Source organism: Amycolatopsis sp. H20-H5 (genome assembly GCF_035828755.1).
Lineage (GTDB): Bacteria > Actinomycetota > Actinomycetes > Mycobacteriales > Pseudonocardiaceae > Amycolatopsis.
Window position 1 is genome coordinate 13,179 of record NZ_JAYMZS010000097.1, and the last position, 24,372, is coordinate 37,550.

The window sequence follows — 24,372 nt, forward strand, 5'->3', positions numbered from 1 at the left end:
CCTGTGCGCCCCGGCACCCGCTCAGCTCAGCGCGACCTGCTTGCCTGCCCGGTTCTGGAGCACGGCGACCAGGCCGGGTCGGGAATCCTTGCGCACCAGCAACTCCAGGCCCAGCGCCGCGGTGACGGCATGCACCGCCCGCGGGTCGGGATGGACGCCACTGACCATGAGCAGCGGGATCAGCGGCAGGTCACGGCTCGCCGGATGAGCCGTGGTGCCCCAGTCGATCAGGAACGGCGCGAGCCCGTCGAGCCCGCCGGGCCGGGTCAGCCGCCAGCTCAGCAGCTCGCCGTCGGCTGTCTCGCGCGACATGTCGTCGGCCGCACCGGGGTCGAAGCCGCGCTCGCGGGCTTCGGCGATCACGGTGTCGATGCCTTCGACCCGCACCGACCAGGTGAAGAGGACCGGCGCGGTGAGTCCGTCGATGCCGAACGGACGAGGCTGGGCAGGCTGGCCCTGGCTCGGGTCCGGCCCGATGATCTCCAGGTACGCCCCGGCACCGAGAGCCGCCAGGTAGTTCGCCGTGCCGCGGCCGACGTGGCTGCCGCCGGGGATCGGCTCGACGCCGGTCAGCTCGGCGACGTGGGCGACGGCTTCGGCCAGGTTCGGCCCGGCGAACACCAGGTGGTCGAGTACCGGTGTGCTCATGGGTTCGCTCCCACCGCGGCGGCGGCGTTGACCGAGCCACGCCCGTAGAAGGTGTTCCCGGTGGCCGAAGGCCGGCACACCGCGTCGGCCTTTCCGTCGCCGTTGGGGTCGTACAACTCCGGACAGGGCAACGGTTTCGCCGTCGCCAGTAGCTCACGCTTGATCCGCTCGGCGGTCCAGCTCGGGTGACGGCCGGCGATCAGCGCCGCGACGCCCGTGGCGTGCGGGGCGGCCATGGACGTGCCGCTGATCGCGCGGTATTCGCCGCCCGGCCAGGTCGACCAGGTCCGCACGCCAGGCGCCGCGACGGTGACGCGGCTGGCGGAGTAGTTGGAGAAACCAGCCTTGACCGACTTCTCGTCGAGCGCGCCCGTGCCGACGACGCCGGGCAGCTCGTGCGGCAACCGGGTGCAGCTCGGGTCGATTTCGCGCCGCACCGGGGTGCTGTCGGCCGGGCTTTCCGTGTCCGCCGAGCGGGCGTCGAGGTCGATGCCCGCGTTGCCGGCGGAGGCCACGACCAGGACGTCGCGCCGCTGCGCGTAGGCCACGGCGCGACCGACTGCGAGCTTGATCGCCGCCTGGTCGACCTGGTTGTCGCAGTTGTAGCGCCACGGGATGGACCGGTAACTGTTGTTGGTGACCGTGAACCCGTGTTCCGCGGCCCAGACGAATCCGCAGACCATGCTCTCGGCCGTCTCGGTGTCGTCGAGTTCGGCGAGCTTCACCGCGGCGAGGCGTGCGCCGGGCGCGATGCCGACCACGCCCGCGCCGTCGCGGGCGGCGGAGATGGTGCCCGCGACGTGCGTGCCGTGTCCGTCGAGCGTCGGACGCCAGGCGCCGGGGCCGCGATCCGCCCAGCCGGACAGGCAGGACACCGAATCACGGGCGTCGAAAGCTCCGGCGAGCTCCGGATGGGTGTCGTCCACTCCGACGTCGAGCACGCCGACGACGACCTTGCGGCTGCCCTGCGTCACCGCGTGGGCCTCGTTGACACCGAGGGCCGGGACGTCCCAGGCGGTGCCTTCCGCGGGGACCTGGCCGGAGTTCGGCGAGCCGGGTCCGGTGTAGCGGACGTCCTTGCGGGCAGCGAAGAACTCGACCGGGATCTTCGCCGTCCGGGTCGCGCCCACGGCGTCGATTCCGGGATTTCGACGCACCTTGGCGGCGAAGTCGTCCTTCGCGGAATACGCGACAACGACGCCTACCTGCGGGTATGAGGAGACGACAGTGCCACCCGCGTGCCGGATGGCGAGCTCGGCCAGCCAGGTGTGGAGCCTGTCCGCGCGGGTGACGATCACCTGCGGCATGACGAGCGTTCCCGGCGGCTCGGCCACCGAAGGCCGCGTTGTCAGGCTGCCGGTTTCGGCCGGTGAGGCGGACGCCGTCGAGGGGACGGCGGACAATCCCGCCCCCAGCAACGCGGCCACCACTACTACCCGCAGCGACCGCTTCAGCGTTCCCGCTGTTCTGCGCACCAGCCGACCTCCTCGTTTTGACCGGAATCACCCGTCACCAAACCTAGCGGCTGCCCGCTTCGCCGTGACCCGTCGTTGGGCTGAACCAGCGGCCGTCATCTCGTACCCTGGACCCATGACCGCAGAGGGTTACGCCGTCTTCGACACCGCGATCGGTCCGTGCGGCCTCGCCTGGACAGGCCACGCCGTCATCGGGGTGCAGCTCCCGGAGGGCAGCGCGAACCGGACCCGCGCCCGGCTGGCCAAGCGCTTCCCCGACGCCGTCGAAACGGAGCCGACACCCAGCGCCCAGCAAGCCGTCGACGGGATCGTCGCGCTGCTCGAAGGCGAGCCGCGCGACCTCGCCGACGTCACGCTCGACCTCGAGGGCGTGCCCGAATTCCATCGCCGCGCGTACGAGATCACGCGGACCATCGCGCCGGGAAAGACGTTGTCCTACGGCGACATCGCCGCCCGGCTCGGCATGCCCGGTTCGGCGCAGGCCGTCGGCCAGGCGATGGGCCGGAACCCGTGCCCGATCATCGTGCCGTGCCACCGCGTCCTGGCCGCGGGCGGCAAGGACGGCGGCTTCACGGCGAACGGCGGGGTCGCCACCAAACGCCGCATGCTCGTGATCGAGGGCGCGCTGGCGGACGAGCCGACGCTGTTCTGACCGCGCGCGGGGGTGGTCAGGCCGAGGGCACCTCCGGGGACCACGGCTTCAGCCATGGTGTCTCGGGCTGACCTTCCGCCGCGGCCAGCAAGGGAAGCGCTGTGGCTCCGTCGACGTGCTCGCGCACGATGTCGGCGTGGCCCGCGTGCCGCGCGCCCTCGGCGATCAGGTGGAACAGCACCCAGCGGACCGACCAGGCTTCCAGGTCCGGCGGGTACCAGGGCACGCCCTGCGGCACCGGGACCAGCCTGCCGAGGTCCGCGATCCCGGCGATGACCTCAGTGGTGCGCGCGGCCGCGAGATCCAGCAGGGCGAGCACGTCGGCCAGCTTCTCGCCCGGCTTCACCTCGAACTCGGCCAGGTAGTCGGCCTGTGCCTCGTCCCGCGGTTTCGGTGGGAGCTCGAGGATCAGGTCGATCCACCTGTCCTCGTTGCTCGCGACGTGCTTGATCAGCCCGGCGACGCTCAGCGAACTGCGGCTGGGCGACGCGCGGGCCTGTTCGTCCGTCAGCCCGTACGCGGTGGCGCGGAGAGCTTGCCGCTGCTCGGCCAGGGTTCCCAGCAGATGTTCACGTTCGTCGGCTGTCGGTGACAGGCTTCCGGCCATTTCGCACCCCTCAGTGTCGATTTGCGACGCTGGGGGATCCTCGCATCCGGCACCGACAGTTTCGGCTCAGGAATGGGAGCCACCAGGGGTGAAACGGAGGACGTAGGCGACGCCGGCGGCCAGCAGGATGGCTCTGATCAGCAGCTGAATCCGGGTGAGCAGGCCGAGGAAGTGATCGGGCCCGAACTGGCCGAGCACGACCACGCCCAGCCAGGTGACCAGCACCAGGCCCAGGCCGATCGCCGCGAAGGTTCGCCAGCGCGACGGCCACCACAGCACCACGCCGACGCACCCGGCCACGAACGCGAGGTTCGTCAGCACCTCGATCACGACGTTGCCGGGGAACGCGGTTTCGGCCAGGACGATGGCCCCGAAGACCGTGATGGCGCCGGCGGACAGGCGGCCGGTCCAGTGCACGGGCGCGAGGCGGATCATCGGCGGCCCGCCGAACAGGAAGGCGATCCCCGCGACGAGGTGCGCGGTCCGGAAGACGGGTTCGGCGGTCAGCAGCCGCCAAGCCGGGTCGTGGAGCGGGGAGAGCCCGGTGGACAGGACAAACTCCAGCAACCACGCCGAATACGCCAGCACACCGATCCCGACCAGGATGACGGCGGCCCACCGTGCCGTACGCACCAGCACACCCTAGGTGATGGGGATCCGGGGAGCTCGGCGTGGGGAGCAAGGGACCTTTGCTCTCGCCGCGGCGGCAGCAAAGGTCCCTTGCTCCCGCCTTAGGACTGGGGCCGGACGAACGGGAACAGGACCGTCTGCCGGATGGACGCGCCGGTCAGCATCATCAGGAGCCGGTCGACGCCCAGGCCGAGACCGCCGGTCGGGGGCATCCCGTGCTCCAGAGCGAGCAGGAAGTCCTCGTCGAGCTCCATCGCCTCGACGTCGCCGCTGGCCGCGCGCAGCGACTGCACCTCGAGGCGCCGCCGCTGCTCGATCGGGTCGGTCAGCTCGGTGTACGCGGTGCCCACCTCGGAGCCGAACGCGACGAGGTCCCAGCGCTCGGCGAGCCGGGGGTCCGCCCGGTGCTGCCGGGTCAGCGGCGAGACGTCGGTCGGGTAGTCCGTGTAGAACGTCGGCAGCACCGTCGTGCCCTCGACCAGGTGGTCGTAGGCCTTGAGCACGAGGTCACCTTGCCCCGCGTCCTCGTTCACCGGCACGCCCGCCTTGCGGCACCACTCCCGCAGCACCTCGACGCTCGTCCCCGGGTCGACCTGCTCGCCGAGGGCCGCCGAGACCGCTTCGTGCACCGGGATCACCGGCCAGTCCCCCGAGATGTCGTACTCGACGACGACACCGTCGGGCCCCGGCCTTCGCACGACCTGCGCCCCGTACGCCGCCACCGCCGCGTACTGCACGAGCTCCTGCGTCAACCGGCGCATGGTGCCGTAGTCGGCGTACGCCTGGTACGCCTCCAGCATGGTGAACTCGGGGTTGTGCGTGGCGTCGACGCCCTCGTTGCGGAAGTTGCGGTTGAGCTCGAACACCCGCTCCACCCCGGCGACGCACAGCCGCTTCAGGTAGAGCTCCGGCGCGATCCGCAGGTACATCCGCATGTCGTAGGCGTTGATGTGGGTGACGAACGGCCGCGCGTTGGCGCCGCCGTGCACCGTCTGCAGCATCGGCGTCTCGACTTCGAGGTAGTCGCCCTGGTGGAGCCGTTCCCGCACCGCGCGCACCACCGTCGAACGCAGCTTCAGCATGTTCGTCGAGTCGGGGTTGACCGCGAGGTCGAGGTAGCGCTGGCGCACCCTCGTCTCCGGGTCGGTGAGGCCTTTTCGCTTGTCCGGCAAGGGATGCAGGCACTTCGCGGTGACCGTCCACTCGTCGACGAGCACGGAGAGCTCCCCGCGGCGCGACGTCACCACCTGTCCGCTCACGCCGACGTGGTCACCGAGGTCGACGCCCGAGCGCCAGCCCGTGAGGTCGAGCACCGAGGCGTCCAGCATCAACTGGATCTCGCCGGTGAAGTCCTTGACCTTGGCGAAGAACAAGCCGCCGAGGTTCCGGGTCGCGAGCACCCGGCCCGCGACGCGCACCCGATGGCCGGTGTGGGTGCCCGGGGCGAGGCTGTCGAACTTCTTCACCACTTCGCCGAGCAGGTCGTCGCGCTGGAAACCGACCGGATACGGGTCGATCCCGGCCTCGCGGAGCTTGTCCAGTTTCGCCACGCGGACCCGCACCTGCTCCGGACGCCGGTTCGCCTTCGGCTCGGCGAACCGGACGGCCTTCTCGTCGATCCGCTTGACCTGGGCGACGAACTCGTCGCTGACCGTCTCCAGGCGCAGCGCCCGCCGCGCCCTGCCGGTCGGCACGAACCCTTCGAGCGCACCGGCGACGATCCCGACCCTGGGCAGGCGCCGCGCCGAGGAGTAGCAGAAGAAGCGCGGCTCCCAGTCCGGCCCGTACTTGGCGTTCGAGCGGTAGAGCGACTCCAGCTGGAAGAACCTCGACGCCATGCTCAGCACGCCGCGCCAGGCCCGCAGCACCGGGCCCGCACCGATCCGCTCGCCCTCGGAGAACACCGCGCGGAACATCGCGAAGTTGAGCGAGATCCGCTGGGCGCCCAGATGTGGACTCGCCGCGACGACCTCGGCGATCATGTACTCGTTGAGGCCGTTTTCGGCGTCGCGGTCGCGGCGCATGAGGTCGAGCGAAAGCCCGCGGCGGCCCCACGGCACAAAGGACAGCAGGCCGCGGAGCCTGCCGGTGGCGTCGTACGCCTCGACCATCACGCTGCGGGCGTCACTGGGGTCGCCGAGGCGTCCCAGCGCCATCGAGAAACCGCGCTCGGTCTCGTCACCACGCCACTGCTGCGCCCTCGCGAGCAGCTCGGCCATTTCGTCCGCCGGGATCTCGCCGTGCCTGCGGACCTGGGTGGTGTACCCGGCCCGCTCGATCCGCTTGACCGCCTGGCGCACCGAGCGCCGCTCGGGCCCGGCGAGGCTGAAGTCGCGGACGTCGAGCACGGCTTCGTCACCGATCTCGAGGGCGCGCAACCCCGCCGCCGTGTACACCTTCGCGCCGCGCTCGCTGGCTCCGAGCACCCCCGGCGTCCAGCCGTACGTGCGCGTCTCGTCCAGCCACGCGCGCACCGCGTCGGGCCAGGCCTCGGGGTCGCCGACCGGGTCCGCGCTGGCCACGCTGGTACCGGCGAGGACCCGGTACGTCACCGCGGCGCGGCCGCTGGGCGCGAACACGACGCTCTTGTCGCGCCGGGTCGCGAAGTACCCCAGCGAGTCGTCTTCGCCGTGCTCGGCGAGCAGTTCACGCAGGCGGAGCTCTTCGTCGTCCGTCCGCAAACGGCGGCTGCGGACCCCGCGGAACAGCATGTAGAGGGCCGCCGTGGCGACCAGGGTGGCGCTCAGGTCGAGCAGCGTGTCCAGCCAGTACGGGCCCTCACCGATGCCGATGAACTTGAGCTTGAAGTTCTCACCGGTGGCGTGGTTCGCCACCCAGGCCAGCCGCTCCCACGAGTCGCCGAGCCGCCCGGGGAAGGCCTCGGTGACCGCCCAGCCGACCAGGATGACCACCGCGAAACCGCCGAGGAGCATGGACAGCCCGTCACGCCAGGCGCTCGGCGCCAGCCGCGCCGGGAACGCGGACCGCAGCCGGTGGAGCAGCACGAACAGGCCAATCGACAGCAGGTCGGCGAAGGTCAGCCACCACAGCTGCATCGGAATATGCCGGATCTGCTTCGGCGCGAGTTCGAACACCTGCGGCGACCACAGCAGCGCGGCCTGGAACGCCAGCGTCTGGATCAGGCCGCCGAGCTGGAACAGCATCAGCGTGTACAGCGCGGCCCGCTTGCGACGCCGGAGCGCGGCGCCCAGCACGACCAGCAGCAGCACGATGATCAGGCTCGGGCTGGTCGGGACGCTGATCACCGAGAACGCCGTGTCGATCGAGCCCAGGAAATGGCCGTGCACGCCGTTGGTCAGCAGCAGCAGGACCGAGAAGACGGCCGCCAGCTGGACCACGGTCGCGACGATGCCGCCCGACTTGGCCTTCCAGGGCGAAACGCGAGGTGCGCGCTCGCTCACAGAGTGTCCCATTATCGCCTTTCGCGAGGGTCCGCTCGTCATGTCTTCTTCTTGACGTCAGTGAACCGCCCAGGGTTGTCCCTGGGAATCATCCTGCAGGGGGAACCCCGGTGACCTTCAGGTAGGACACGGGCGTGTGAAGCTGGTCGCAGGCACTTGGGACCGCACTGACCGCGTGTCACGCTGGGGCCGTTCCAGCTCCACGACCCGGGGACCTCTTCGAGGCCTCGAGGGAAGGACGGTCGACAAAGATGTCTACCCTCAGCAACGAGCCCGCTCCGAGCACCGGCGGCGAGGTCGCCGCTCCGTACGGGACCGGCCCGGCGCCGCAGTCGGTGCCCGGCAAGAAGGTCCGCATCCACCACCTGCGTGAGCTGAAGGAACGCGGCGAGCCGTGGCCCATGCTCACCGCGTACGACATGTACACCGCCGAGCTGTTCGACGAGGCCGGGATCCCGGTCCTGCTCGTCGGCGACTCCGCGGCGAACAACGTCTTCGGTTACGACACGTCGCTGCCGGTGACGGTCGACGAGCTGTTGCCGCTGGTCCGCGGGGTCACCCGATCGGTCAAGCGCGCCCTGGTCGTCGCGGACCTGCCGTTCGGCTCCTACCAGCTTTCGCCGGAACAGGCGCTCGCGACGTCGGTCCGGTTCATGAAGGAGGGCCGCGCGCACGCCGTGAAGCTCGAAGGCGGCAGGCGGTTCGCGGCGCACGTCGAGGCGCTGACCTCGGCGGGCGTACCGGTCATGGGCCACATCGGATTCACCCCGCAGAGTGAACACAACCTCGGTGGCTACCGGGTGCAAGGGCGCGGCGAAGCGGCCGAAGTGCTGCTCGCCGACGCGCTGGCGCTGCAGGAGGCCGGGGCGTTCGCGGTGGTGATGGAGATGGTGCCCGCCGAAGCGGCGAAGCGCGTCACGGCCGAGCTGTCCATCCCGACCGTCGGCATCGGCGCCGGGCCGGACTGTGACGCGCAGGTGCTGGTCTGGCAGGACATGGCCGGGCTGCGGCGCGGCAAGGCACCCCGGTTCGTCAAGCGGTACGCCGACCTGGCCGGGGTGCTCTCCGGCGCGGCGACGGCGTTCGCCGAGGACGTCCGGCGGGGCGAGTTCCCCGCCGCCGAGCACGCGTTCCACGACTAGCCCACCAGCGGACGGGAGCAAGGGACCTTTGCTGTCGCCGAGGCGGGAGCAAAGGTCCCTTGCTCCCGTTCTGGAGCCAGTCACGACCGTTTGAATCTGTCCGCGAGCTCCGGATCGTGCTCCCACCAGAGCCCGCCGACCGGCAGCTCACCGGCCTTTTCGGCGTCGTCCAGCTTCGCGTCGACCTGCTTCGCGCGGCGCTCGTCGTCGCGCGACCAGCGGACGAACAGCGCGGCGACGAACGGCAGCCCGGCCAGGTCGCCGCCGATCCACAGCACGCCGGCGCCGATGATCTGGTCGGTCCGCACGTCGGGGCCCCACACGCGCATGATCGCCTCGTAGTGCTCCGGGGCGACCAGCGGGCCGAGCCACAGCACCAGGCCGAGCGCGCCGTCGAAGATCACCTCGGTGAGCGCGATCCAGACCGACACCAGGTGCGGGTCCGTCCGCGGCGTCGGGTCCAGCTGGATCCTCGTCCAGAAGTAGACGAACCCGGCCAGCACCAGCCCCAGCCGAACCAGGCCGTCGACCACGGAAACCCGCAGCGTGAGCTCGTAGAGCGGGGTGAAGTAGAGCAGGAACGGCGGCGCCACGAGCACGACCGTCACCACGGCCGGGAACGTCAGGAAGCGTGCGGCCCGCCCGCGGCCGAGCCGCCGCAGCCGAGCCCGGACCGGCTGCGGGACGGACCGGACGAGCAGCGTCACCGGTGCGCCGAGAGCGAACAGCAGCGGCGTGATCATCAGCAGCACGGTGGTCTGCACGGCCCGCGGCCAGAACAACGTCGTGTCGTAGACGGCGAGGCTCGAGCAGGTCACCAGCAGCAGCGTCGCGAGCCCGGCCATGAACGCGAGCACACGCCCGCGCGGCCAGCCATCCTGGTGGCGGACGCCGGCCAGATAACCCGCGCCCAGCACGAGGACGGCGAGGACGGCAGGAAGGTCGAGCGTCCACGCCGTGAACACCCGGTCGAGATCCAGGGGTGCGGTCACGGAATTCAAGGCGATGTCGATGACGTCAGTGTCCACCCTTATTCGTCGCTAATCCTCGCCGGGTCAGAGCGCGAAGAAGATCAGACTGCCGATTCCGGCAATCGCGCAGTAAAGAGCGAAGGGGGTCAAGGTACGCGTTTCGAAATAATTGGTGAGAAAACGGACGGCGATGTAGGCGGCCACCCCGGCCACGAGACTGCCGACGAGCGCCGGGCCCAGCGAGGCGTGGTTTTCCGGCCGGAAGAGCGTAGGCATCTTGAGCGCGCCGGCGGCGAGGATCACCGGCGTCGCGAGCAGGAACGCGAACCGGGCCGCGTCCTCGTGGTTCAGGCCGCGCCGGAGCCCGGCGACCATGGTCACCCCGGACCGGCTGATCCCCGGCAGCAGCGCGAAGATCTGGGCGGCGCCGATGGCCACCGCCTCGCCGACGCCGAGCTTGGACAGGCGGGCGTCGGACGCCTCCTCGACAGCGACCGCGCGCATCACCATCGTCTCCTCGGCGGAGAAGTCGATCGTCTCCGAGACGCGCGAGTCGACGACCGTAACCTTCTTGCGTGGCTTGGAGAATCGCTCTGCCGCGTAGAGCACGCCACCGTTGAGCGTGAGGAAGATCGCCGCTGGGACGGGCTTGCCAAGGTAGTCGCGCAGCAGGCCTTCGAACAGCAGCCCGGCGAGCCCGACCGGGATGGTGGCGAGCACCAGCAGCCAGGCGAGCCGCTGATCCGCCGTGCGCACTTCACGATGGCGGATCGAGGTCCAGAGCCCGCCGATGATGCGGACCCAGTCACGCCGGAAGAACAGCACGAGTGCGAGCGCGGTGGCCACGTGCATCGCGACGAGCACCGCCAGATAGGGCGAGTCCTTACCGATGCTCAGGTCGGTCTGCCACTGGCCGCCGATCAGCGCGGGCAGCAGGATGCTGTGCCCGAGACTGGACACCGGAAACAATTCCGACACCCCTTGCAGTGCCCCCACCACGATTGCCTCGACATACGTCACGGCGGACATTTCGGGCCTTTCCTCGAACAAAGGATGATCACCACGGCACACCATTGCCGCCCCCGGAAAGCTACCGAGCCGGGAGTTAACACTCAGCAAAGGGGCACCCCTGGCCAGGGTTTCGGCACCGGGGCCAGCATTCACATACTTGAACATAAGTCATGTACTTGACTGGTGTTCGGAGCGTGTTCTAGCGTTTACCCGTCGCCGCCACGCAGGCTCGACCCTCGACGAGGAGGAATCTGGGATGCGCGTTCGTGACCGGGCTCTGGCGGTACTGGCCGGGATGGGGCTGCTGATGTCGTCGGCCGTGACCACCGCCTCGGCCGCGACGGTGAACGTCGGCACCACCGCACAACTCAACTCGGCCCTGGCCTCGGCGACGCCGGGCACCATCATCCAGCTGGCCGCCAACACGACCTTCACCGGCAATTTCAAGGCCGCCAAGAGCGGCACCGCGAGTGGCCGCATCACCCTGCAGGGTCCGCGCAGCGCGGTGCTCAAGGCGTCCGGCGGGCGCACGCTCGAACTCACGGGCGGCTACTGGACGCTCAACGGCTTCACCATCACCGGCGGGCAGAAGGGCCTCATGGCGACCGGCGTCAAGAACACGCTGGTCGACGGCATCAAGGTCACCGGGGTGGGCCACGAGGGCATCCACTTCCAGTACACGAGCAGCGACAACGTCGTGCAGAACTCCGAGGTCACCGACACCGGCAACGAGTACGCGGGGTACGGCGAAGGCATCTACTTCGGCTCCGCGAACAGCAACTGGCCCGGTGGCACCCCCGACCACAGCGACCGGAACAAGGCGCTGAACAACAAGATCGGCCCGAACGTGCGCGCGGAGTCGATCGACATCAAGGAAGGCACGACCGGCGGCGAGCTGCGCGGCAACACCTTCGACGGCACCGGCCAGGCGGGCGAGCACTTCGCCGACAGCTGGGTCGACATCAAGGGCAACGGCTACCTCATCGCCGACAACAAGGCCAGCAAGGTCTTCGTCCACGACGCGACCTACGGCGGCTTCGAGCTCCACGTCCAGCTGGACGGCTGGGGCCGGAACAACACCTTCTCCGGCAACACGGCGGACGTGCAGTCCTCCTACGCCTACGGCTTCTACCTCGCGAAGCCCCGGCTGGGCAACAAGGTCTGCGCGAGCAACACCGTGACGAACGCCGGGAAGGGCTTCGCGAACGTGGCCAAGACAGCAGGCTGCTGACGCGACCGAGACCGGGGGCCCGCTCAGCCCGGCGGCGGGGGCGGGCCCCCACCTTTCGATCAGGCCGCCAATTCCGGCAGAGTGTCCGTCATGGACGCGCTGTACCCGCCGATCCCGCCGCACGCCGAGGGCTTACTGGACGTCGGCGACGGGCACCGGATCCAGTGCCAGCAGGCCGGGAACCCCGGGGGCAAGCCGGTGGTCGTCCTGCACGGCGGGCCGGGCAGCGGGATGGCGCCGATGACGCGGCGGCACTTCGACCCGGCCGCCTACCGCATCATCCTGTTCGACCAGCGCGGCGCCGGGCGCAGCACCCCGCACATCGGCGAGCCGGACGTCGACCTGGCCGCGAACACGCTGTGGCACCTGGTCGCCGACATGGAGTTGCTGCGGAAAAAGCTCGGCATCGAACGCTGGCAGCTCTTCGGCGGTTCCTGGGGCGCGACGCTCGCGCTGGCCTACGCCCAGACGCACCCGGAGCGCGTCAGCGAGATCGTCCTGCGGGGCGTGTTCACCGTGCGGCGCCGGGAGCTCGACTGGCTCTACCGTGGTGGCGCGTCGAATCTCTTCCCCGCGGAATGGGACGCCTTCCTCGCGCCGATCCCCGACGGCCTGCGCGGCGATCCCCTGGCCGCCTACCGTGACCTCGTCTACGACCCCGACCGTGCGGTCCGCGAGCGCGCCGCGGCCGCGTGGAGCGGGTGGGAGGGCTCGATCGTCTCGCTGCTCCCAGACCCCGGTTTCCAGATCCAGTACTCGGATCCGGGCTTCGCGCTGACCTTCGCGCGGCTGGCCCTGCACTACTTCACCCACGGTTCGTGGCTGGACGAGGGCCAGCTGATCCGGGACGCGCCGAAGCTGGCTGGCATCCCCGGCGTCATCGTCCAGGGCCGCTACGACGCCGTCTGCCCGCCGATCACGGCGTACGAACTGCACCGCGCGTGGCCGGGTTCGCGGCTGGACCTGGTGCCCGGCGCCGGGCACGCCGTCACCGACCCTGGCATCCTCGCCGCCCTGCGCGTCGCGACGGACGGCTTCCGGCCCGGCTAACGCGGGAGCAAAGGTCCCTTGCTCCCGCTTTCGCGATTCGCAACTGCCCCTGAAGGCCACCATGACGGCGTTTTACGCCGTTGCGTGGGGGCGCCATCAAGAGTGGCCTTCAGGGACTTTGACGAGACCAGGACCAAACGACCGCCCTACAGACGTCCCCCGCTGGCCGTGTCCCCCGACAGCCGCTGCGCCAGGTACACCGGCACCGTCGACGCGACGATCAGGACCGCCGCCACCACGTTGACGATCGGCGCCTGGTTGGGCCGGAAGAGGTTGTCCAGGATCCAGATCGGCAACGTCTCCATGCCGGTGCCCAGGGTGAACGTGGTCACGATGATCTCGTCGAACGACAGCGCGAACGCCAGCAGCGCGCCCGCCAGCAGCGCCGAGCGCAGCATCGGGAACGTGACGAGGCGGAACGTCGTGATCCCGTCCGCGCCGAGGTCCATCGACGCCTCTTCGAGGTTGCCGCCAAGCCGCCGCAGCCGCGCGACGACGTTGTTGAACACCACCACGATGCAGAACGTCGCGTGCGCGATGATCGCGGTGAACAGCCCGAGGTCGATGCCGAGGATGGTGCGGAAAGCGTTGTTCAGCGCGATGCCGGTGACGATCCCTGGCAGCGCGATGGGCAGGATGATCAGCAGCGACACCGGGTTCCGGCCGTAGAACCTGTACCGCTGCAGTGCGAACGCCGCCATCGTGCCGAGCACCAGCGCGATCGCGGTCGCCGCCACCCCGGCCCGCACGCTGGTCCACAGCGCGTCCAGCGCGCCCGCGTTCCCGGCGGCGCGCGACCACCACTCCACCGTGAAGCTCGACGGCGGCCACCCGAACGTGGTGTCGGCGTTGAACGAGTTGAGCAGCACCACCAGCAGCGGGAAGTAGATCACCGCGAGGCCGAGCATGAGCGCCGCGAGCAGGACGTGCTTCGTGGTCTTCGAAACCGTCATCGCCGCGCTCCTAGAGGTTGTCCAGCGCGCCGGTGCGGCGCACGGCGGCCAGGTAGACGAGCATGATCACGACCGGGACGGTGGCGACGGTCGCCGCGAACGGCAGATTGTTGGCCGCGCCGATGTTGTCGTAGACGACGTTGCCGAGCATCTGGTTGGTCCCGCCGACGATCTTCACCGCGATGTAGTCGCCCAGCGACAACGAAAACGTGAAGATCGACCCCGCGACGATCGCCGGGAAGGTCAGCGGCAGCACCACCGAACGGAACGTGCGGAACGACTTCGCGCCCAGGTCGCCGGACGCGTCCACGAGCGAGTTCGGCAGCCGCTCGAGGCCCGCGTAGATCGGCAGGATCATGTACGGCAGCCACAGGTACGACAGCGTGATCACGGTCGCGGACAGGCCGTACCCCGGCGAGTCGAGCCCGAACGGGTTCAGCAGCCAGTGCAGGACCCCGTTGCCGGACAACATGGTCCGCCACGCGTAGGCCTTCACCAGGTAGCTCGCCCAGAGCGGCGTCATCACCGCGATCACCAGCAGCCGCTGGGCGCGCGGCGACGCGAACTTCGCCATGTAGAACGCCATCGGGAACGCGATCACGGCGTCCACCACGGTCACCAGCGCGGCGATCCCGACCGTGCGGATCGTGATCGTGCGGTAGACGGCGTCACCGAAAAGGGTGGCGAAATTGTCCAGCGACCACTCGGTGACCACCTGGCCGGTGAAGGCGTCGGTGTGCCAGAACGCCGTGATGAACAACGCCGCGAGCGCGCCGAGATAGGCGAACCCCAGCCATGCGAGCGGCGCGGAGAGCAGGATGCCCAGCCGCAGTTTCGGCGTGCGGTACAGAAAGGCCGAAAGCGTGCGCCTCGGCGAACTCACAGACGTCATCGGGCCACCTCAGGCGCGGGAAAAGGACCGGGAGAGCAGGTCACGGGGGAAATACCGGCCTCTCCCGGAGTCGGGTCAGCCCTTGATCTCGGTCCAGGCGCGGGTCCACTCGCCGTAGTCCTTGCACTTGACGTCGGTGCGGCCGTCGAGGCACTGCGTGATCGGAGTCGTCCAGTAGGCGATCTTCGCGGCGTACGCGCCGTCACCGGCGTGGTAGGTGTCGCAGTGCTTCTTGTCGACCGTCTCCGCGCACGCCTTCGCGTTCGCGGGCGACTCGCCGAAGTACTCGGCGACCTGGGCGTTCACCTTCGGGCTGATGATGTGGTCCAGCCACTTGTAGGCACACGTCTTGTGCGCCGACTTCGCGGCGACCATCCAGGTGTCCGACCAGCCGGTCGCTCCTTCGGACGGCAGCACGGACTCGACGGGCGAACCTTCCGTCTTGGTCAGGTTCACCGTGACCTGCCACGCCGTGCCGAGGACGGCGTCGCCGTTCTTGAGGGCCTGGCTCTCCTTGAGGTAGTCCGACCAGTACTCGCTGACCAGCGGGCGCTGCTGCTTGAGCAGGCCGACCGCGGCCTGGAACTGCTTGTCGTCCAGCGCGTACGGGTTCTTGATCCCCAGGTCTGGCTGGTGTTTCTGCAGGTACAGCGCGGCGTCGGCGATATAGATCGGCGAGTCGTAGGCGATGACCTTGCCCGCGTACGGCGAGTTCCGGTCGAACATCACCGACCACGAGGTCGGCGCCGGGGTCACCTTGTCGGTGCGCCAGGTGAGCAGGTTGGCGCCCCAGCCGTGCGGGATGCCGTAGGCGACGTTGTTGACGCTGTTCCACGGCTTGTTCTTGAGGAACTCGTAGACGTCGCCGTAGTTCGGGACCAGCGCGGTGTTCACCGGTTCGACGTCACCCGAGGCGATGAGCCTCAGCGAAGCGTCGCCGGAGGCGGAAACGACGTCGTACTGCCCGGTCTTCATCAGGCTGACGGCCTCATCGGAGGTGCCGAACGACTTGACGTTGACCTTGCAGCCGGTCGCCTGCTCGAACGGGGTCACCCAGTTGACCTTCGGGTCGTTCGACCCGTTCTCCGCGTAACCGGGCCAGGCCAGCACGTTCAGCTGGCCCTCCGGCTGGCCCAGCTGGGCGAGCGCGTCGAGTTTCGGCGGGGTGAAGCCCTGCCCGCCGGGCGCACCCGGCGACGAGCCGGTGCTCGACGTGCCACAGGCGGCGACGAGCAGGCATACACTGGCGAGGCCGGCCAACGCCAGGTTCCTGTTCTTCATGATTGCCCTTTCGCGTGAGGACTATCGGGTGGGGTGACCCGGAAGTTGTGCTCGTGCCGCCAGCTCAGCCGGACCCGCCCGTCGGCGAACTCGCCGGGCTCGGACGAGTTCTGGCGGACCACGGAAAGCTGGCCGCCCGCGTCGAGCGCCACCTCGTAGCGCACGGTAGCGCCAGCGTAGATGAGGTCGGTAATCGTCCCGGTCGCACTGGTTTCACCCGATCGTGCGGCCTGGGACAGCTCGCCGTCGATGCGGATCTTCTCCGGCCGGATGCTGTACACCCCCGGCTTGCCGATGACGGTCTCCGCGCCGCGCCCGCTGAGCAGGTTGGACGTGCCGACGAACCCGGCGACGAACGCGGTCGCCGGGCGCTCGTAGACCTCGACCGGCGTGCCGACCTGCTCGATGCGACCCGCGTTGAACACCGCGATGCGGTCACTCATCGTCAGCGCTTCGTCCTGGTCGTGCGTGACGAAGATGAAGGTGATGCCGACGTCGCGCTGGATCTGCTTGAGCTCGGTCTGCATGGTGTGGCGGAGTTTGAGGTCGAGCGCGCCGAGCGGCTCGTCGAGCAGCAGCACCTTCGGCCGGTTCACCAGCGCCCTGGCCAGCGCGACCCGCTGCCGCTGCCCGCCGGAAAGCTCGGTCGGCTTGCGCTCGCCGTACTCCTCGAGGCGGACCGTGCTGAGCGCTTCCGCCGCGCGTTCCCGGCGTCGCGCTTTCGGCACCCGTTTCACCCGGAGACCGTATTCGACGTTCTGCCGGACGTTCATGTGCGGGAACAGCGCGTAGTCCTGGAACACGGTATTGACGTCGCGATCGAACGGCGCGAGGCGGCTGACGTCGCGGCCGTGCAGCGCGATCGTGCCGCCGGTGGGCAACTCGAACCCGGCGATCATCCGGAGCACAGTCGTCTTGCCCGAGCCCGAGGGCCCGAGCATGGAGAAGAACTCGCCGGACGGGATGTCGAGATCGACGCCGTCGACGGCGTGGACCTGGCCGAAGTGCTTGCGGAGACCGCGCAGGCGGATGGCCGGGACCTCGTCGCCGGGCAAAACGGCAGCAAAGGACCCTTGCTCCTGTTCGGGAGTGGCGGGGGCGTGATTGGGCATGACGAGCCTCTCGGTCACAACGCACTCATCACGTGCTTGACGCGGGTGTAGTCCTCCAGTCCGTAGAGCGAGAGATCCTTGCCGTAGCCGGACTTCTTGAACCCGCCGTGGGGCATTTCGGCGACGAGCGGAATGTGTGTGTTGATCCACACGCAGCCGAAATCGAGCTTTCCGGCCATCCGCATCGCTCGCTGGTGGTCGGCGGTCCACACCGAGGACGCGAGCGCGTACGGGACGCCGTTGGCGGACGCGAGCGCGTCGGCCTCGTCGGCGAAGCGCTGGACGGTGATCACCGGGCCGAAGATCTCGTGCTGGCTGATCTCGTCGTCCTGCCGGACCCCGGACACGACCGTGGCCTCGTAGAAGAAGCCCTCGGTACCGGCGCGCCTGCCTCCACAGTGGACGGTCGCGTGTGCGGGCAGGCGGTCGACGAAACCGGCCACCTTGGCGAGCTGGTCGGCGTTGTTGAGCGGGCCGTAGGCCACGGTCGGGTCGTCCGGCAGGCCGGTCTTGGTCGCTTCGGCCTGGCGGGTGAGCGCGTCGACGAACCGGTCGTGCACCTCGTCCGCGACGAGCACCCTGGTCGCGGCCGTGCAGTCCTGACCGGCGTTGAAGTACCCGGCCATCGCGATGGTCTCGGCGGCGGCGTCGACGTCCGCGTCGGCGAAGACCACCACCGGAGCCTTGCCGCCGAGCTCCAGGTGCACGCGCTTGAGGCCCGCGGCCGCGCCGCTCGCGACCTCGGTCCCGGCGCGGACCGAGCCGGTGATGGACACCATGGCCGGGATCTCGTGCTCGACGAGCGCGCGGCCGGTGTCGCGATCGCCGCAGAGCACGTTGAACACGCCCGGCGGCAGGAACTCGCCGCAGATCTCGGCGAGCAGCAATGTCGACGCGGGCGTGGTGTCGGACGGCTTGAGCACGATGGTGTTGCCCGCCGCGAGCGCGGGGGCGATCTTCCAGATCGCCATCAGCAGCGGGTAGTTCCACGGCGTGACCTGGGCGCAGACCCCGACGGGCTCCCGGCGGACGAAGGAGGTGTGGCCCTCCATGTACTCCCCCGCCGACCGGCCCTCGAGCACGCGCGCGGCCCCGGCGAAGAACCGCAGCTGGTCGACGATCATCGGGAGCTCTTCGGACGCGGTGAGCGCGATCGGCTTGCCGGTGTCGGCCGACTCGGCCAGCACGAGACCGCCGGCTCGCGCCTCGACGGCGTCGGCGATCCTGAGCAGCGCGAGCTGCCGCTGGGCGGGGGTCGTGTCACGCCAGGTCTCGAACGCGGTCGCGGCGACCCGCAGCGCGCGGTCGACGTCCTCGGGCCCGGCGACCGGCGCCGTGCAGTACGCCCGCCCGGTGACCGGGTCCACGATGTCGGCGGTCCGGCCGGACAGCGGCTCGACGTACCGGCCGCCGACGTAGTGCTTCAACTGCCGCACTGGAGGCTCCTAGCTGCTGTCGGTTCCCGCGGAACGGGAGCAAGGGACCTTTGCTCTCGCCGGAACGGGAGCAAAGGTCCCTTGCTCCCGCGCTGGCGATCGGCGTAAACATATGAGTCCATATGTAATATGACAAGACTTTGAGGCAGGATTGGTGCCATCGGGTACCGAGACACCGAAGGACCACCGGATGCGCCAGGGCATGTCGCACAACGCGCGCTCCGCCATGTTCGCGCCGCTGGACCAGACCGGGCGGGCCGAGGCGGTCACCACGAGGCTGATGGACGCCATCACCCTCGGCCTGCTCACCGACGGCGAACACCTGCCGAGCGAGGCGGAGCTCGCCGGGCAGTTCGGCGTCTCCACGGTGACCGTCCGCGAAGCGCTTGTCGCGTTGAGGCAGCACGGGCTCGTCGAAACCCGGCGCGGGCGCGGCGGCGGCAGTTTCGTCAAAGCGCCGGCCGAGCCGTCACGGGCTTCCTGGCAGGAACGGCTGCGCCTGATTTCGCTGAGCGACCTGCGTGACGTCGGCGACCACTACCTCGCGGTCGCGGGCGCCGCGGCGAAGCTCGCCGCCGAGCGCAGCTCGCCGGAGGACATCGAGCGGCTCGTGCTGGCCACCGAGGACATCCGCACCGCGACCGGCACCGAGGCCTCCCGCGCGGAGCGCCAGTTCCACCTCGAAGTCGCCGCCGCGGCCCAGTCGCCGCGGCTCACCCACCAGGAGGTCCAGCTGCAGAGCGAACGCGGGGGGCTGCTCTGGCTGCCCTTCGGTGCGGACGAATCGCAGCAGGCGGCCTACGCTGAGCACCGTGCGATCACCGGCGCCATCGCGCAGGCCGACGGCGACCTGGCCAGGAAACTGACCGAGGAGCACATCCTCGACGCGATACACCGGCTGGCGGACGTGCACCTGACCTTGTTGGCCCCTTAAGCTGCGGCATCCGTGCATCCGAGGTGAACATCGTGAACGACACGCGCACGCTGGCAGGCGACGAGGTCGTCGAGCAGGTTTCCGCGCTGGTGGAAGGCGTTTTCGACCGGCTCAAACCGGCGCTGGCCGGGGTGGAAGCGTTGCTGGCCGAGGCGGGCGAGGCCCGCGCGGCCGACCTGGACCGGCTGCGGCCGCAGGTGGTCGACGCGCTCGGCGGGCTGGTCATCGGCGCCGGGTTCGTCTCGGCGCCACGTGTCCTGGCCGACCAGGAGTTCGGCTTCGAGTGGTGGACCAGCGATCCCGGCGCCGAGCCGACGCAGCTGTTCATCAGCCTCGACCCGGCGAGCGAGCAGTTCCTCGACTACACCCGCCAGTCGTGGTTCACCGTGCCGCGCGACACCGGGCGCCGCCACATCAACGGCCCGTACGTCGACTACCTCTGCACCGACGAGTACACGCTGACGTTCGCCGTGCCCGCCAAACGTGGCGGCACGTTCGCCGGTGTGGTCGGCGCGGACGTCTACGTGCGCGAGTTCGAGCGCACGCTGCAGCCGAAGCTGCGCACGCTCGGCGGCAAGGCCGCGCTGGTCAACGCGCAGGGCAGGGTCATCGTTTCGAACAGCGCCCGCCTCGCGACCGGCTCCTTGGTGCGCGACGTCGACGTCCCGGCGTGGTGGACCTCCGGCGCCGAGCCGCTCACCACCTCCGGCACGACGCTGCGCCGGTGCGGCGACGCCCCGATCGCCCTGGTCACCCCGGGAAACTGACCACCTGCAGCGCGAGCCAGAGTTCCGCACGGACTCCCGGCGAGTCCAGGGAACGGCCGGTCAGCTCCTCGACTCGGGTGATGCGGTTGCGCAGCGTGTGACGGTGCACGCCGAGCCGTGCCGCGGCGAGATCCCAGTGCCCGTGGTGTTCGAGCCAGACGCGCAGTGAGTCGACCAGGTCGCCGCGACCGGACTCGTCGTGCTCGCGCAGCGGCGCCAAGAGGCTGTCCGCAAACGCTTGCGCGGCGCCCGGCGCGACCAGTTCGAGCAGCCCGTGCCCGGCGTGCTCGGCGAACCGCACGAGCGGGACCCGGCCGGTCTTGGCCGCCAGCGCCGCCTGCTCGGCCTGCCGCCGCCCGGTCTCGAAGTCCACAATGGACACCGGATCGGACACCCCGGCGTACGCCCCGGCGCGCCCGGCCAGCGCCGCCGCCCAGCCCGGCATCCGCCCGTCCGCCCGTCCGGCGACCAGGACGAATCCCCCGTACTCGCCGAAGAAGACCCGCTCATCCGGAGTTTCGGCGTCGAGCGCGTCGTACAACGCGCGCCGCGCCGCCACACTCCCCCCGGCCGCCACGACCACCCACGGCGCCTCCGGCGCGCCACCCCACAACGTCGTCATCGACTTCACGGCCAGCTCGGCCTGCCCCGCCGACAACAGCTCGCACAGCCCGGACCGCAACCGGCGCAGCGCCGCGCCCTGCGCGCGATTCTGTTCCAGCGCAAGGGAAAGCAGTGACACCGCGGTGTTCACGATGTGCCGCCCGGCGGTGTCCAACGGCTGCCGCGTGCCGACGACGAGGAACCCGCGCGCCCGGGTGTCGAGGGTCTGCACCACCACCTCGTCCTCGTCGAGCGCGGTCACGAGCGTGCCCGCGCTCAGCCTGCCGAGTTCGCCGCGGAGCCTCCCGGCCAGCGATCGCGGGGCCACCGACGAAGCCTCGGCCACCTCGCCGGAGGTGTCGAGCAGCAACGCCCAGCCGCCGATCAGCCGCGCCAGCTTCCGCACGACGCCGCCCGCCCCGCCCCGGCCGACCGCCGTGCGGGTCAGCTCCTGCTGCCCCTGCCCGGTGCGCACCAGCGAGGCGTACTCGTCGGCCGCGACCGCCCGTGAGACCGCGCGGGTGATCGCGATGAACGGGGTGCGCCGTGGCACCTCCAGCACCGGCAGCCCCACCTCGGCGGCGGTTGCGACCAGCGCCGCCGGGACGTGCTCGTGGCTCAGTCCGATCCCGAAACCGAGCCCGGCGACGCCCGCCGACACCAGCCGCCGGACGTAGTCGCCGGAGGTCCGCTCGTCGAGGGCGAGTCCCGTGGTGAGGAGCAGCTCGCCGCCTTCGAGGAAGGCCTGCGGGTCGGTCAGCTCGGTGGGGTGCACCCAGCCGATGGACCGGTCCAGCGCGCCTTCACCCGTCCGTGCGCGCAGACCCAGCGCCCGCTCGGCGATCAGGGCCCGCAGCGTCAGTGCCATGGTGTCCAAGTCTACTCATCGACCTGGACAGAATGTCGACCTGACGACACGGCGCCCGCGACCCATCCTGAAGAGCGACCCATCCATCGTGTCCGCAGGAGTTGGCCGTGACCGTCACCACCGCCGCCGGGCCACAGGCCCCGGCACCCCAGCAGCGCCGGCTGCGCACCGAGATCCCCGGCCCCGCCTCGCGGGCCTTGCAGGAACGCCGGGCGAACGTGGTGGCCGCGGGCGTCAGCTCGGTGCTGCCCGTCTACATCACCTCGGCCAGTGGCGGCCTGCTCACCGACGCCGACGGCAACGTGCTCATCGACTTCGGCTCCGGCATCGCGGTGACCAACGTCGGCCACTCCGCACCAGCGGTGGTCGACCGCATCCGCAAGCAAGCCTGCTGGTTCACCCATACGTGTTTCATGGTGACGCCGTACGAGGGGTACATCGAGGTCTGCGAGGCGCTGGCCGAGCTAACGCCGGGCGACCACGAAAAGCGTTCGGTGCTGTTCAACTCCGGCGCCGAGGCGGTGGAGAACGCGGTGAAGATCGCCCGCGTCGCCACCGGGCGCCAGGCCGTCGTCGTGTTCGACCACGCCTACCACGGCCGCACCAACCTCACGATGGCGCTGACCGCCAAGTCGATCCCGTACAAGCACGGGTTCGGGCCGTTCGCGCCCGAGGTCTACCGCGTGCCCGGCTCGTACCCGTACCGCGACGGGCTGTCCGGGCCCGAGGCCGCCCGGCAGGCGATCGACCGGATCGAGAAGCAGATCGGCGGCGACCAGGTCGCCGCCGTGATCCTCGAGCCGGTCCAGGGCGAGGGCGGGTTCATCGAGCCCGCACCGGGCTTTCTGCCCGCGCTTTTCTTGTGGTGCAAGGAAAGCGGCGTCGTGTTCGTCGCCGACGAAGTGCAGACCGGATTCTGCCGCACCGGCGACTGGTTCGCGTCCTCGCACGAGGACGTCGTCCCGGATCTGATCGCGACCGCCAAGGGCATCGCGGGCGGCCTGCCGCTCGCGGCGGTGACCGGCCGGGCGGAACTGCTCGACGCCGTCCCACCCGGCGGCCTCGGCGGTACCTACGGGGGTAACCCGATCGCGTGCGCCGCCGCGCTCGGCTCGATCGAGACCATGCGCAAGGAAGACCTCGCCGCCTCGGCGAAGCGCGTCGAAAACGCCGTGCTGCCGCGTCTGCGGGCGCTGGCCGAGGCGACCGGCGTAATCGGTGACGTCCGCGGACGTGGCGCGATGCTGGCCGCGGAGTTCGTCAAACCGGGCACGAACGAGCCCGATCCCGGCCTGACAAAACGCGTCGCGCAGGCCTGCCACGCCGCCGGGGTGGTCGTGCTGACCTGCGGCACCTACGGCAACGTCGTCCGCCTGCTGCCGCCGCTCGCCCTGTCCAACGACCTGCTCGACGAGGGCATGGCCGTCCTCGAGCACGCCATCCGCACGGAGGCTCTCAAGTGACCACCCCCTTCTGGGTGGCCGGAAAGCCGGTCACCAGCGAGCAGACCGCCGTCGTCCGTCACTCGTTCGACGGATCCGAAGCCGGGTCCCACTACGTACCGTCCACTTCGGACATCGAGACCGCGGTGCAGGCCGCTCACGACGTCCGCGACGAGGCCGCGACGCTGCCCGCGCACGTGCGGGCGGGTGCGTTGGACCACGTGTCCCGAACTCTGGGTTCCCGGTCCGAAGAGCTCGCGCGGCTCATCACGGCCGAGTCCGGCAAGCCGCTGAAATGGGCGCGGGGCGAAGTCGCTCGCGCCGCGTCGACGTTCCGCTGGGCGGCGGAGGAAGCGCGCCGGTTCTCCGGTGACCTGCAGCGGCTCGACACCGATCCCGGCGGCACCGGCCGGATGGCGATCATCCGGCGCGTGCCGAAGGGACCGGTGCTGGGCATCACCCCGTTCAACTTTCCGCTGAACCTGGTCGCGCACAAGGTCGCCCCGGCGATCGCCGTTGGCGCGCCGATCGTGCTCAAGCCCGCGCCCGCGACCCCGCTGACCGCGCTGGCGCTCGGCGAGATCCTGGCCGAGACGGACCTGCCCGCCGGGAGCTGGTCGATCCTGCCGACCGGCAACGAGGAGGCGGCGAAGCTCGTCGCCGACCCGCGGCTGCCGGTGGTGTCGTTCACCGGGTCCGTGCCGGTGGGCTGGGGAATCCGCGACAGCGTGCCGCGCAAGCATGTCGCGCTGGAACTCGGCGGGAACGGTGCGGTCCTGGTCTGTCCTGATTGGACGGACCTGGACTTCGCGGCACAACGCATCGCGACGTTCGCGATGTATCAGGCGGGGCAGTCGTGCATCTCGGTGCAGCGCGTTTACGCGCACGGGGACGTCTTCGACGCTTTGCGGGAGAAGGTGCTGGAGCAGGTGCGCGCACTGGTGGTCGGCGACCCGCGTTCGGCTGCCACCGACGTCGGGCCACTGATCAACGTCGCCGCTGCCGAGCGCGTCGAGTCTTGGGTTTCGGCGGCCGTCGGCGCGGGCGGCTCGCTGCTCACCGGCGGCGGGCGATCGGGGGCGACGGTGGAGCCCACGGTGCTGTCGGGTGTGCCCGAGGACGCCGACGTGATGGCCGAGGAGGTGTTCGGGCCGGTGGTGTCGCTGACCCGGATCTCCTCGGTGGACGAGGGCGTGCGGCTGATCAACGACTCGCGGTGCGGCCTGCAGGCCGGGGTCTTCACGC

At 70.2% G+C, this 24,372-nt stretch carries 21 protein-coding genes; 8 read left to right on the top strand and 13 right to left on the bottom strand.

Going from position 1 to position 24,372, the window contains the following annotated elements:
- Positions 1–21: 21 nt before the first annotated feature.
- Positions 22–648, bottom strand: a complete 627-nt coding sequence (locus QMK34_RS35810; protein ID WP_326419156.1) for a VOC family protein — start codon at positions 646–648, stop codon at positions 22–24.
- Complete coding sequence (locus tag QMK34_RS35815; protein WP_326419157.1) at positions 645–2,123, bottom strand: S8 family peptidase; 1,479 nt, start codon at positions 2,121–2,123, stop codon at positions 645–647. The genes QMK34_RS35810 and QMK34_RS35815 overlap by 4 nt, the downstream gene beginning before the upstream one ends.
- A 115-nt stretch (positions 2,124–2,238) precedes the next feature.
- Between QMK34_RS35815 and QMK34_RS35820 the strand changes: the two genes are divergently transcribed.
- Positions 2,239–2,775 (top strand): methylated-DNA--[protein]-cysteine S-methyltransferase, encoded by a 537-nt coding sequence (locus QMK34_RS35820; RefSeq protein WP_326419158.1) that lies wholly within the window; start codon positions 2,239–2,241, stop codon positions 2,773–2,775.
- 16 nt (positions 2,776–2,791) lie between these two features.
- On the opposite strand, the gene QMK34_RS35825 is transcribed toward QMK34_RS35820, so the two are convergent.
- The 3 genes from QMK34_RS35825 to lysX form a co-directional block, all read right to left on the bottom strand.
- Positions 2,792–3,382, bottom strand: coding sequence for a DinB family protein (locus tag QMK34_RS35825; RefSeq protein WP_326419160.1), 591 nt, complete (start codon positions 3,380–3,382; stop codon positions 2,792–2,794).
- Positions 3,383–3,448: 66 nt separating this feature from the next.
- Positions 3,449–4,015, bottom strand: coding sequence for a hypothetical protein (locus QMK34_RS35830; protein WP_326419161.1), 567 nt, complete (start codon positions 4,013–4,015; stop codon positions 3,449–3,451).
- A 98-nt stretch (positions 4,016–4,113) separates the two neighbouring features.
- Positions 4,114–7,446 carry a bifunctional lysylphosphatidylglycerol synthetase/lysine--tRNA ligase LysX gene (lysX, locus tag QMK34_RS35835; RefSeq protein ID WP_326419162.1) on the bottom strand — a complete coding sequence of 1,111 codons (3,333 nt, stop codon included), beginning with the start codon at positions 7,444–7,446 and terminating at the stop codon, positions 4,114–4,116.
- A 239-nt stretch (positions 7,447–7,685) separates the two neighbouring features.
- Here lysX and panB point away from each other — a divergent pair, with 239 nt between their 5' ends.
- Complete coding sequence (gene panB / locus QMK34_RS35840) at positions 7,686–8,576, top strand: 3-methyl-2-oxobutanoate hydroxymethyltransferase (RefSeq protein ID WP_326419163.1); 891 nt, start codon at positions 7,686–7,688, stop codon at positions 8,574–8,576.
- 80 nt (positions 8,577–8,656) lie between these two features.
- Here panB and QMK34_RS35845 read toward each other — a convergent pair whose 3' ends face one another.
- Both QMK34_RS35845 and QMK34_RS35850 read right to left on the bottom strand, forming a co-directional pair.
- Positions 8,657–9,604: a cytochrome c oxidase assembly protein gene (locus tag QMK34_RS35845; protein ID WP_442785283.1), complete on the bottom strand. Its 948-nt coding sequence runs from the start codon at positions 9,602–9,604 to the stop codon at positions 8,657–8,659.
- A gap of 27 nt (positions 9,605–9,631) precedes the next feature.
- Positions 9,632–10,576 carry an undecaprenyl-diphosphate phosphatase gene (locus QMK34_RS35850; RefSeq protein ID WP_326419164.1) on the bottom strand — a complete coding sequence of 315 codons (945 nt, stop codon included), beginning with the start codon at positions 10,574–10,576 and terminating at the stop codon, positions 9,632–9,634.
- A 238-nt stretch (positions 10,577–10,814) separates the two neighbouring features.
- On the opposite strand from QMK34_RS35850, the gene QMK34_RS35855 reads away from it, so the two are divergent.
- Both QMK34_RS35855 and pip read left to right on the top strand, forming a co-directional pair.
- A complete protein-coding gene (locus QMK34_RS35855) occupies positions 10,815–11,789 on the top strand; it encodes a hypothetical protein (RefSeq protein WP_326419165.1) in 975 nt (324 codons plus the stop codon).
- A 90-nt stretch (positions 11,790–11,879) separates the two neighbouring features.
- Complete coding sequence (gene pip, locus QMK34_RS35860) at positions 11,880–12,839, top strand: prolyl aminopeptidase (RefSeq protein WP_326419166.1); 960 nt, start codon at positions 11,880–11,882, stop codon at positions 12,837–12,839.
- Positions 12,840–12,985: 146 nt separating this feature from the next.
- Here the strand turns inward: pip and QMK34_RS35865 are convergent, their stop codons facing one another.
- From QMK34_RS35865 to QMK34_RS35885, 5 genes are all read right to left on the bottom strand, one after another.
- Positions 12,986–13,792, bottom strand: coding sequence for an ABC transporter permease (locus tag QMK34_RS35865; RefSeq protein ID WP_326419167.1), 807 nt, complete (start codon positions 13,790–13,792; stop codon positions 12,986–12,988).
- Between the two features lie 10 nt (positions 13,793–13,802).
- A complete protein-coding gene (locus tag QMK34_RS35870) occupies positions 13,803–14,684 on the bottom strand; it encodes an ABC transporter permease (protein WP_326419168.1) in 882 nt (293 codons plus the stop codon).
- A 75-nt stretch (positions 14,685–14,759) separates the two neighbouring features.
- Entirely contained in the window at positions 14,760–15,965 is a 1,206-nt protein-coding gene (locus QMK34_RS35875; protein WP_326419169.1) for an ABC transporter substrate-binding protein, read from the bottom strand.
- Positions 15,962–17,077 carry an ABC transporter ATP-binding protein gene (locus QMK34_RS35880; protein WP_326419178.1) on the bottom strand — a complete coding sequence of 372 codons (1,116 nt, stop codon included), beginning with the start codon at positions 17,075–17,077 and terminating at the stop codon, positions 15,962–15,964. Before QMK34_RS35880 ends, QMK34_RS35875 begins: the two co-directional genes overlap by 4 nt.
- Before the next feature lie 14 nt (positions 17,078–17,091).
- Positions 17,092–18,513: a gamma-aminobutyraldehyde dehydrogenase gene (locus tag QMK34_RS35885; protein WP_326419170.1), complete on the bottom strand. Its 1,422-nt coding sequence runs from the start codon at positions 18,511–18,513 to the stop codon at positions 17,092–17,094.
- 190 nt (positions 18,514–18,703) lie between these two features.
- On the opposite strand from QMK34_RS35885, the gene QMK34_RS35890 reads away from it, so the two are divergent.
- Positions 18,704–19,447 carry a FadR/GntR family transcriptional regulator gene (locus tag QMK34_RS35890; RefSeq protein ID WP_326419171.1) on the top strand — a complete coding sequence of 248 codons (744 nt, stop codon included), beginning with the start codon at positions 18,704–18,706 and terminating at the stop codon, positions 19,445–19,447.
- Between the two features lie 32 nt (positions 19,448–19,479).
- Positions 19,480–20,214 (top strand): cache domain-containing protein, encoded by a 735-nt coding sequence (locus QMK34_RS35895; protein ID WP_326419172.1) that lies wholly within the window; start codon positions 19,480–19,482, stop codon positions 20,212–20,214.
- Here the strand turns inward: QMK34_RS35895 and QMK34_RS35900 are convergent.
- Positions 20,198–21,685 (bottom strand): PucR family transcriptional regulator, encoded by a 1,488-nt coding sequence (locus QMK34_RS35900; RefSeq protein ID WP_326419173.1) that lies wholly within the window; start codon positions 21,683–21,685, stop codon positions 20,198–20,200. The two genes, QMK34_RS35895 and QMK34_RS35900, sit on opposite strands and share 17 nt — an antisense overlap.
- 107 nt (positions 21,686–21,792) lie before the next feature.
- On the opposite strand from QMK34_RS35900, the gene gabT reads away from it, so the two are divergent.
- Together gabT and QMK34_RS35910 are read left to right on the top strand one after the other, a co-directional pair.
- Positions 21,793–23,148 (top strand): 4-aminobutyrate--2-oxoglutarate transaminase, encoded by a 1,356-nt coding sequence (gabT, locus tag QMK34_RS35905; protein ID WP_326419174.1) that lies wholly within the window; start codon positions 21,793–21,795, stop codon positions 23,146–23,148.
- Positions 23,145–24,372, top strand: a 1,228-nt coding sequence (locus QMK34_RS35910) for an aldehyde dehydrogenase family protein (protein ID WP_326419175.1), incomplete at its 3' end; no start/stop codon positions are given. The genes gabT and QMK34_RS35910, both read left to right, overlap by 4 nt.

Excerpts from the sequence above, each read along its gene's own strand:
- QMK34_RS35865 (WP_326419167.1), bottom strand. The coding sequence starts at position 13,792 with ATGACGGTTTCGAAGACCACGAAGCACGTCCTGCTCGCGGCGCTCATG.
- QMK34_RS35825 (WP_326419160.1), bottom strand. The coding sequence starts at position 3,382 with ATGGCCGGAAGCCTGTCACCGACAGCCGACGAACGTGAACATCTGCTG.
- lysX (WP_326419162.1), bottom strand. The coding sequence starts at position 7,446 with ATGGGACACTCTGTGAGCGAGCGCGCACCTCGCGTTTCGCCCTGGAAG.
- QMK34_RS35810 (WP_326419156.1), bottom strand. The coding sequence starts at position 648 with ATGAGCACACCGGTACTCGACCACCTGGTGTTCGCCGGGCCGAACCTG.
- QMK34_RS35900 (WP_326419173.1), bottom strand. The coding sequence starts at position 21,685 with ATGGCACTGACGCTGCGGGCCCTGATCGCCGAGCGGGCGCTGGGTCTG.
- QMK34_RS35855 (WP_326419165.1), top strand. The coding sequence starts at position 10,815 with ATGCGCGTTCGTGACCGGGCTCTGGCGGTACTGGCCGGGATGGGGCTG.
- QMK34_RS35890 (WP_326419171.1), top strand. The coding sequence starts at position 18,704 with ATGCGCCAGGGCATGTCGCACAACGCGCGCTCCGCCATGTTCGCGCCG.
- QMK34_RS35850 (WP_326419164.1), bottom strand. The coding sequence starts at position 10,576 with ATGTCCGCCGTGACGTATGTCGAGGCAATCGTGGTGGGGGCACTGCAA.
- QMK34_RS35875 (WP_326419169.1), bottom strand. The coding sequence starts at position 15,965 with ATGAAGAACAGGAACCTGGCGTTGGCCGGCCTCGCCAGTGTATGCCTG.
- QMK34_RS35820 (WP_326419158.1), top strand. The coding sequence starts at position 2,239 with ATGACCGCAGAGGGTTACGCCGTCTTCGACACCGCGATCGGTCCGTGC.
- panB (WP_326419163.1), top strand. The coding sequence starts at position 7,686 with ATGTCTACCCTCAGCAACGAGCCCGCTCCGAGCACCGGCGGCGAGGTC.
- pip (WP_326419166.1), top strand. The coding sequence starts at position 11,880 with ATGGACGCGCTGTACCCGCCGATCCCGCCGCACGCCGAGGGCTTACTG.
- QMK34_RS35880 (WP_326419178.1), bottom strand. The coding sequence starts at position 17,077 with ATGCCCAATCACGCCCCCGCCACTCCCGAACAGGAGCAAGGGTCCTTT.
- QMK34_RS35870 (WP_326419168.1), bottom strand. The coding sequence starts at position 14,684 with ATGACGTCTGTGAGTTCGCCGAGGCGCACGCTTTCGGCCTTTCTGTAC.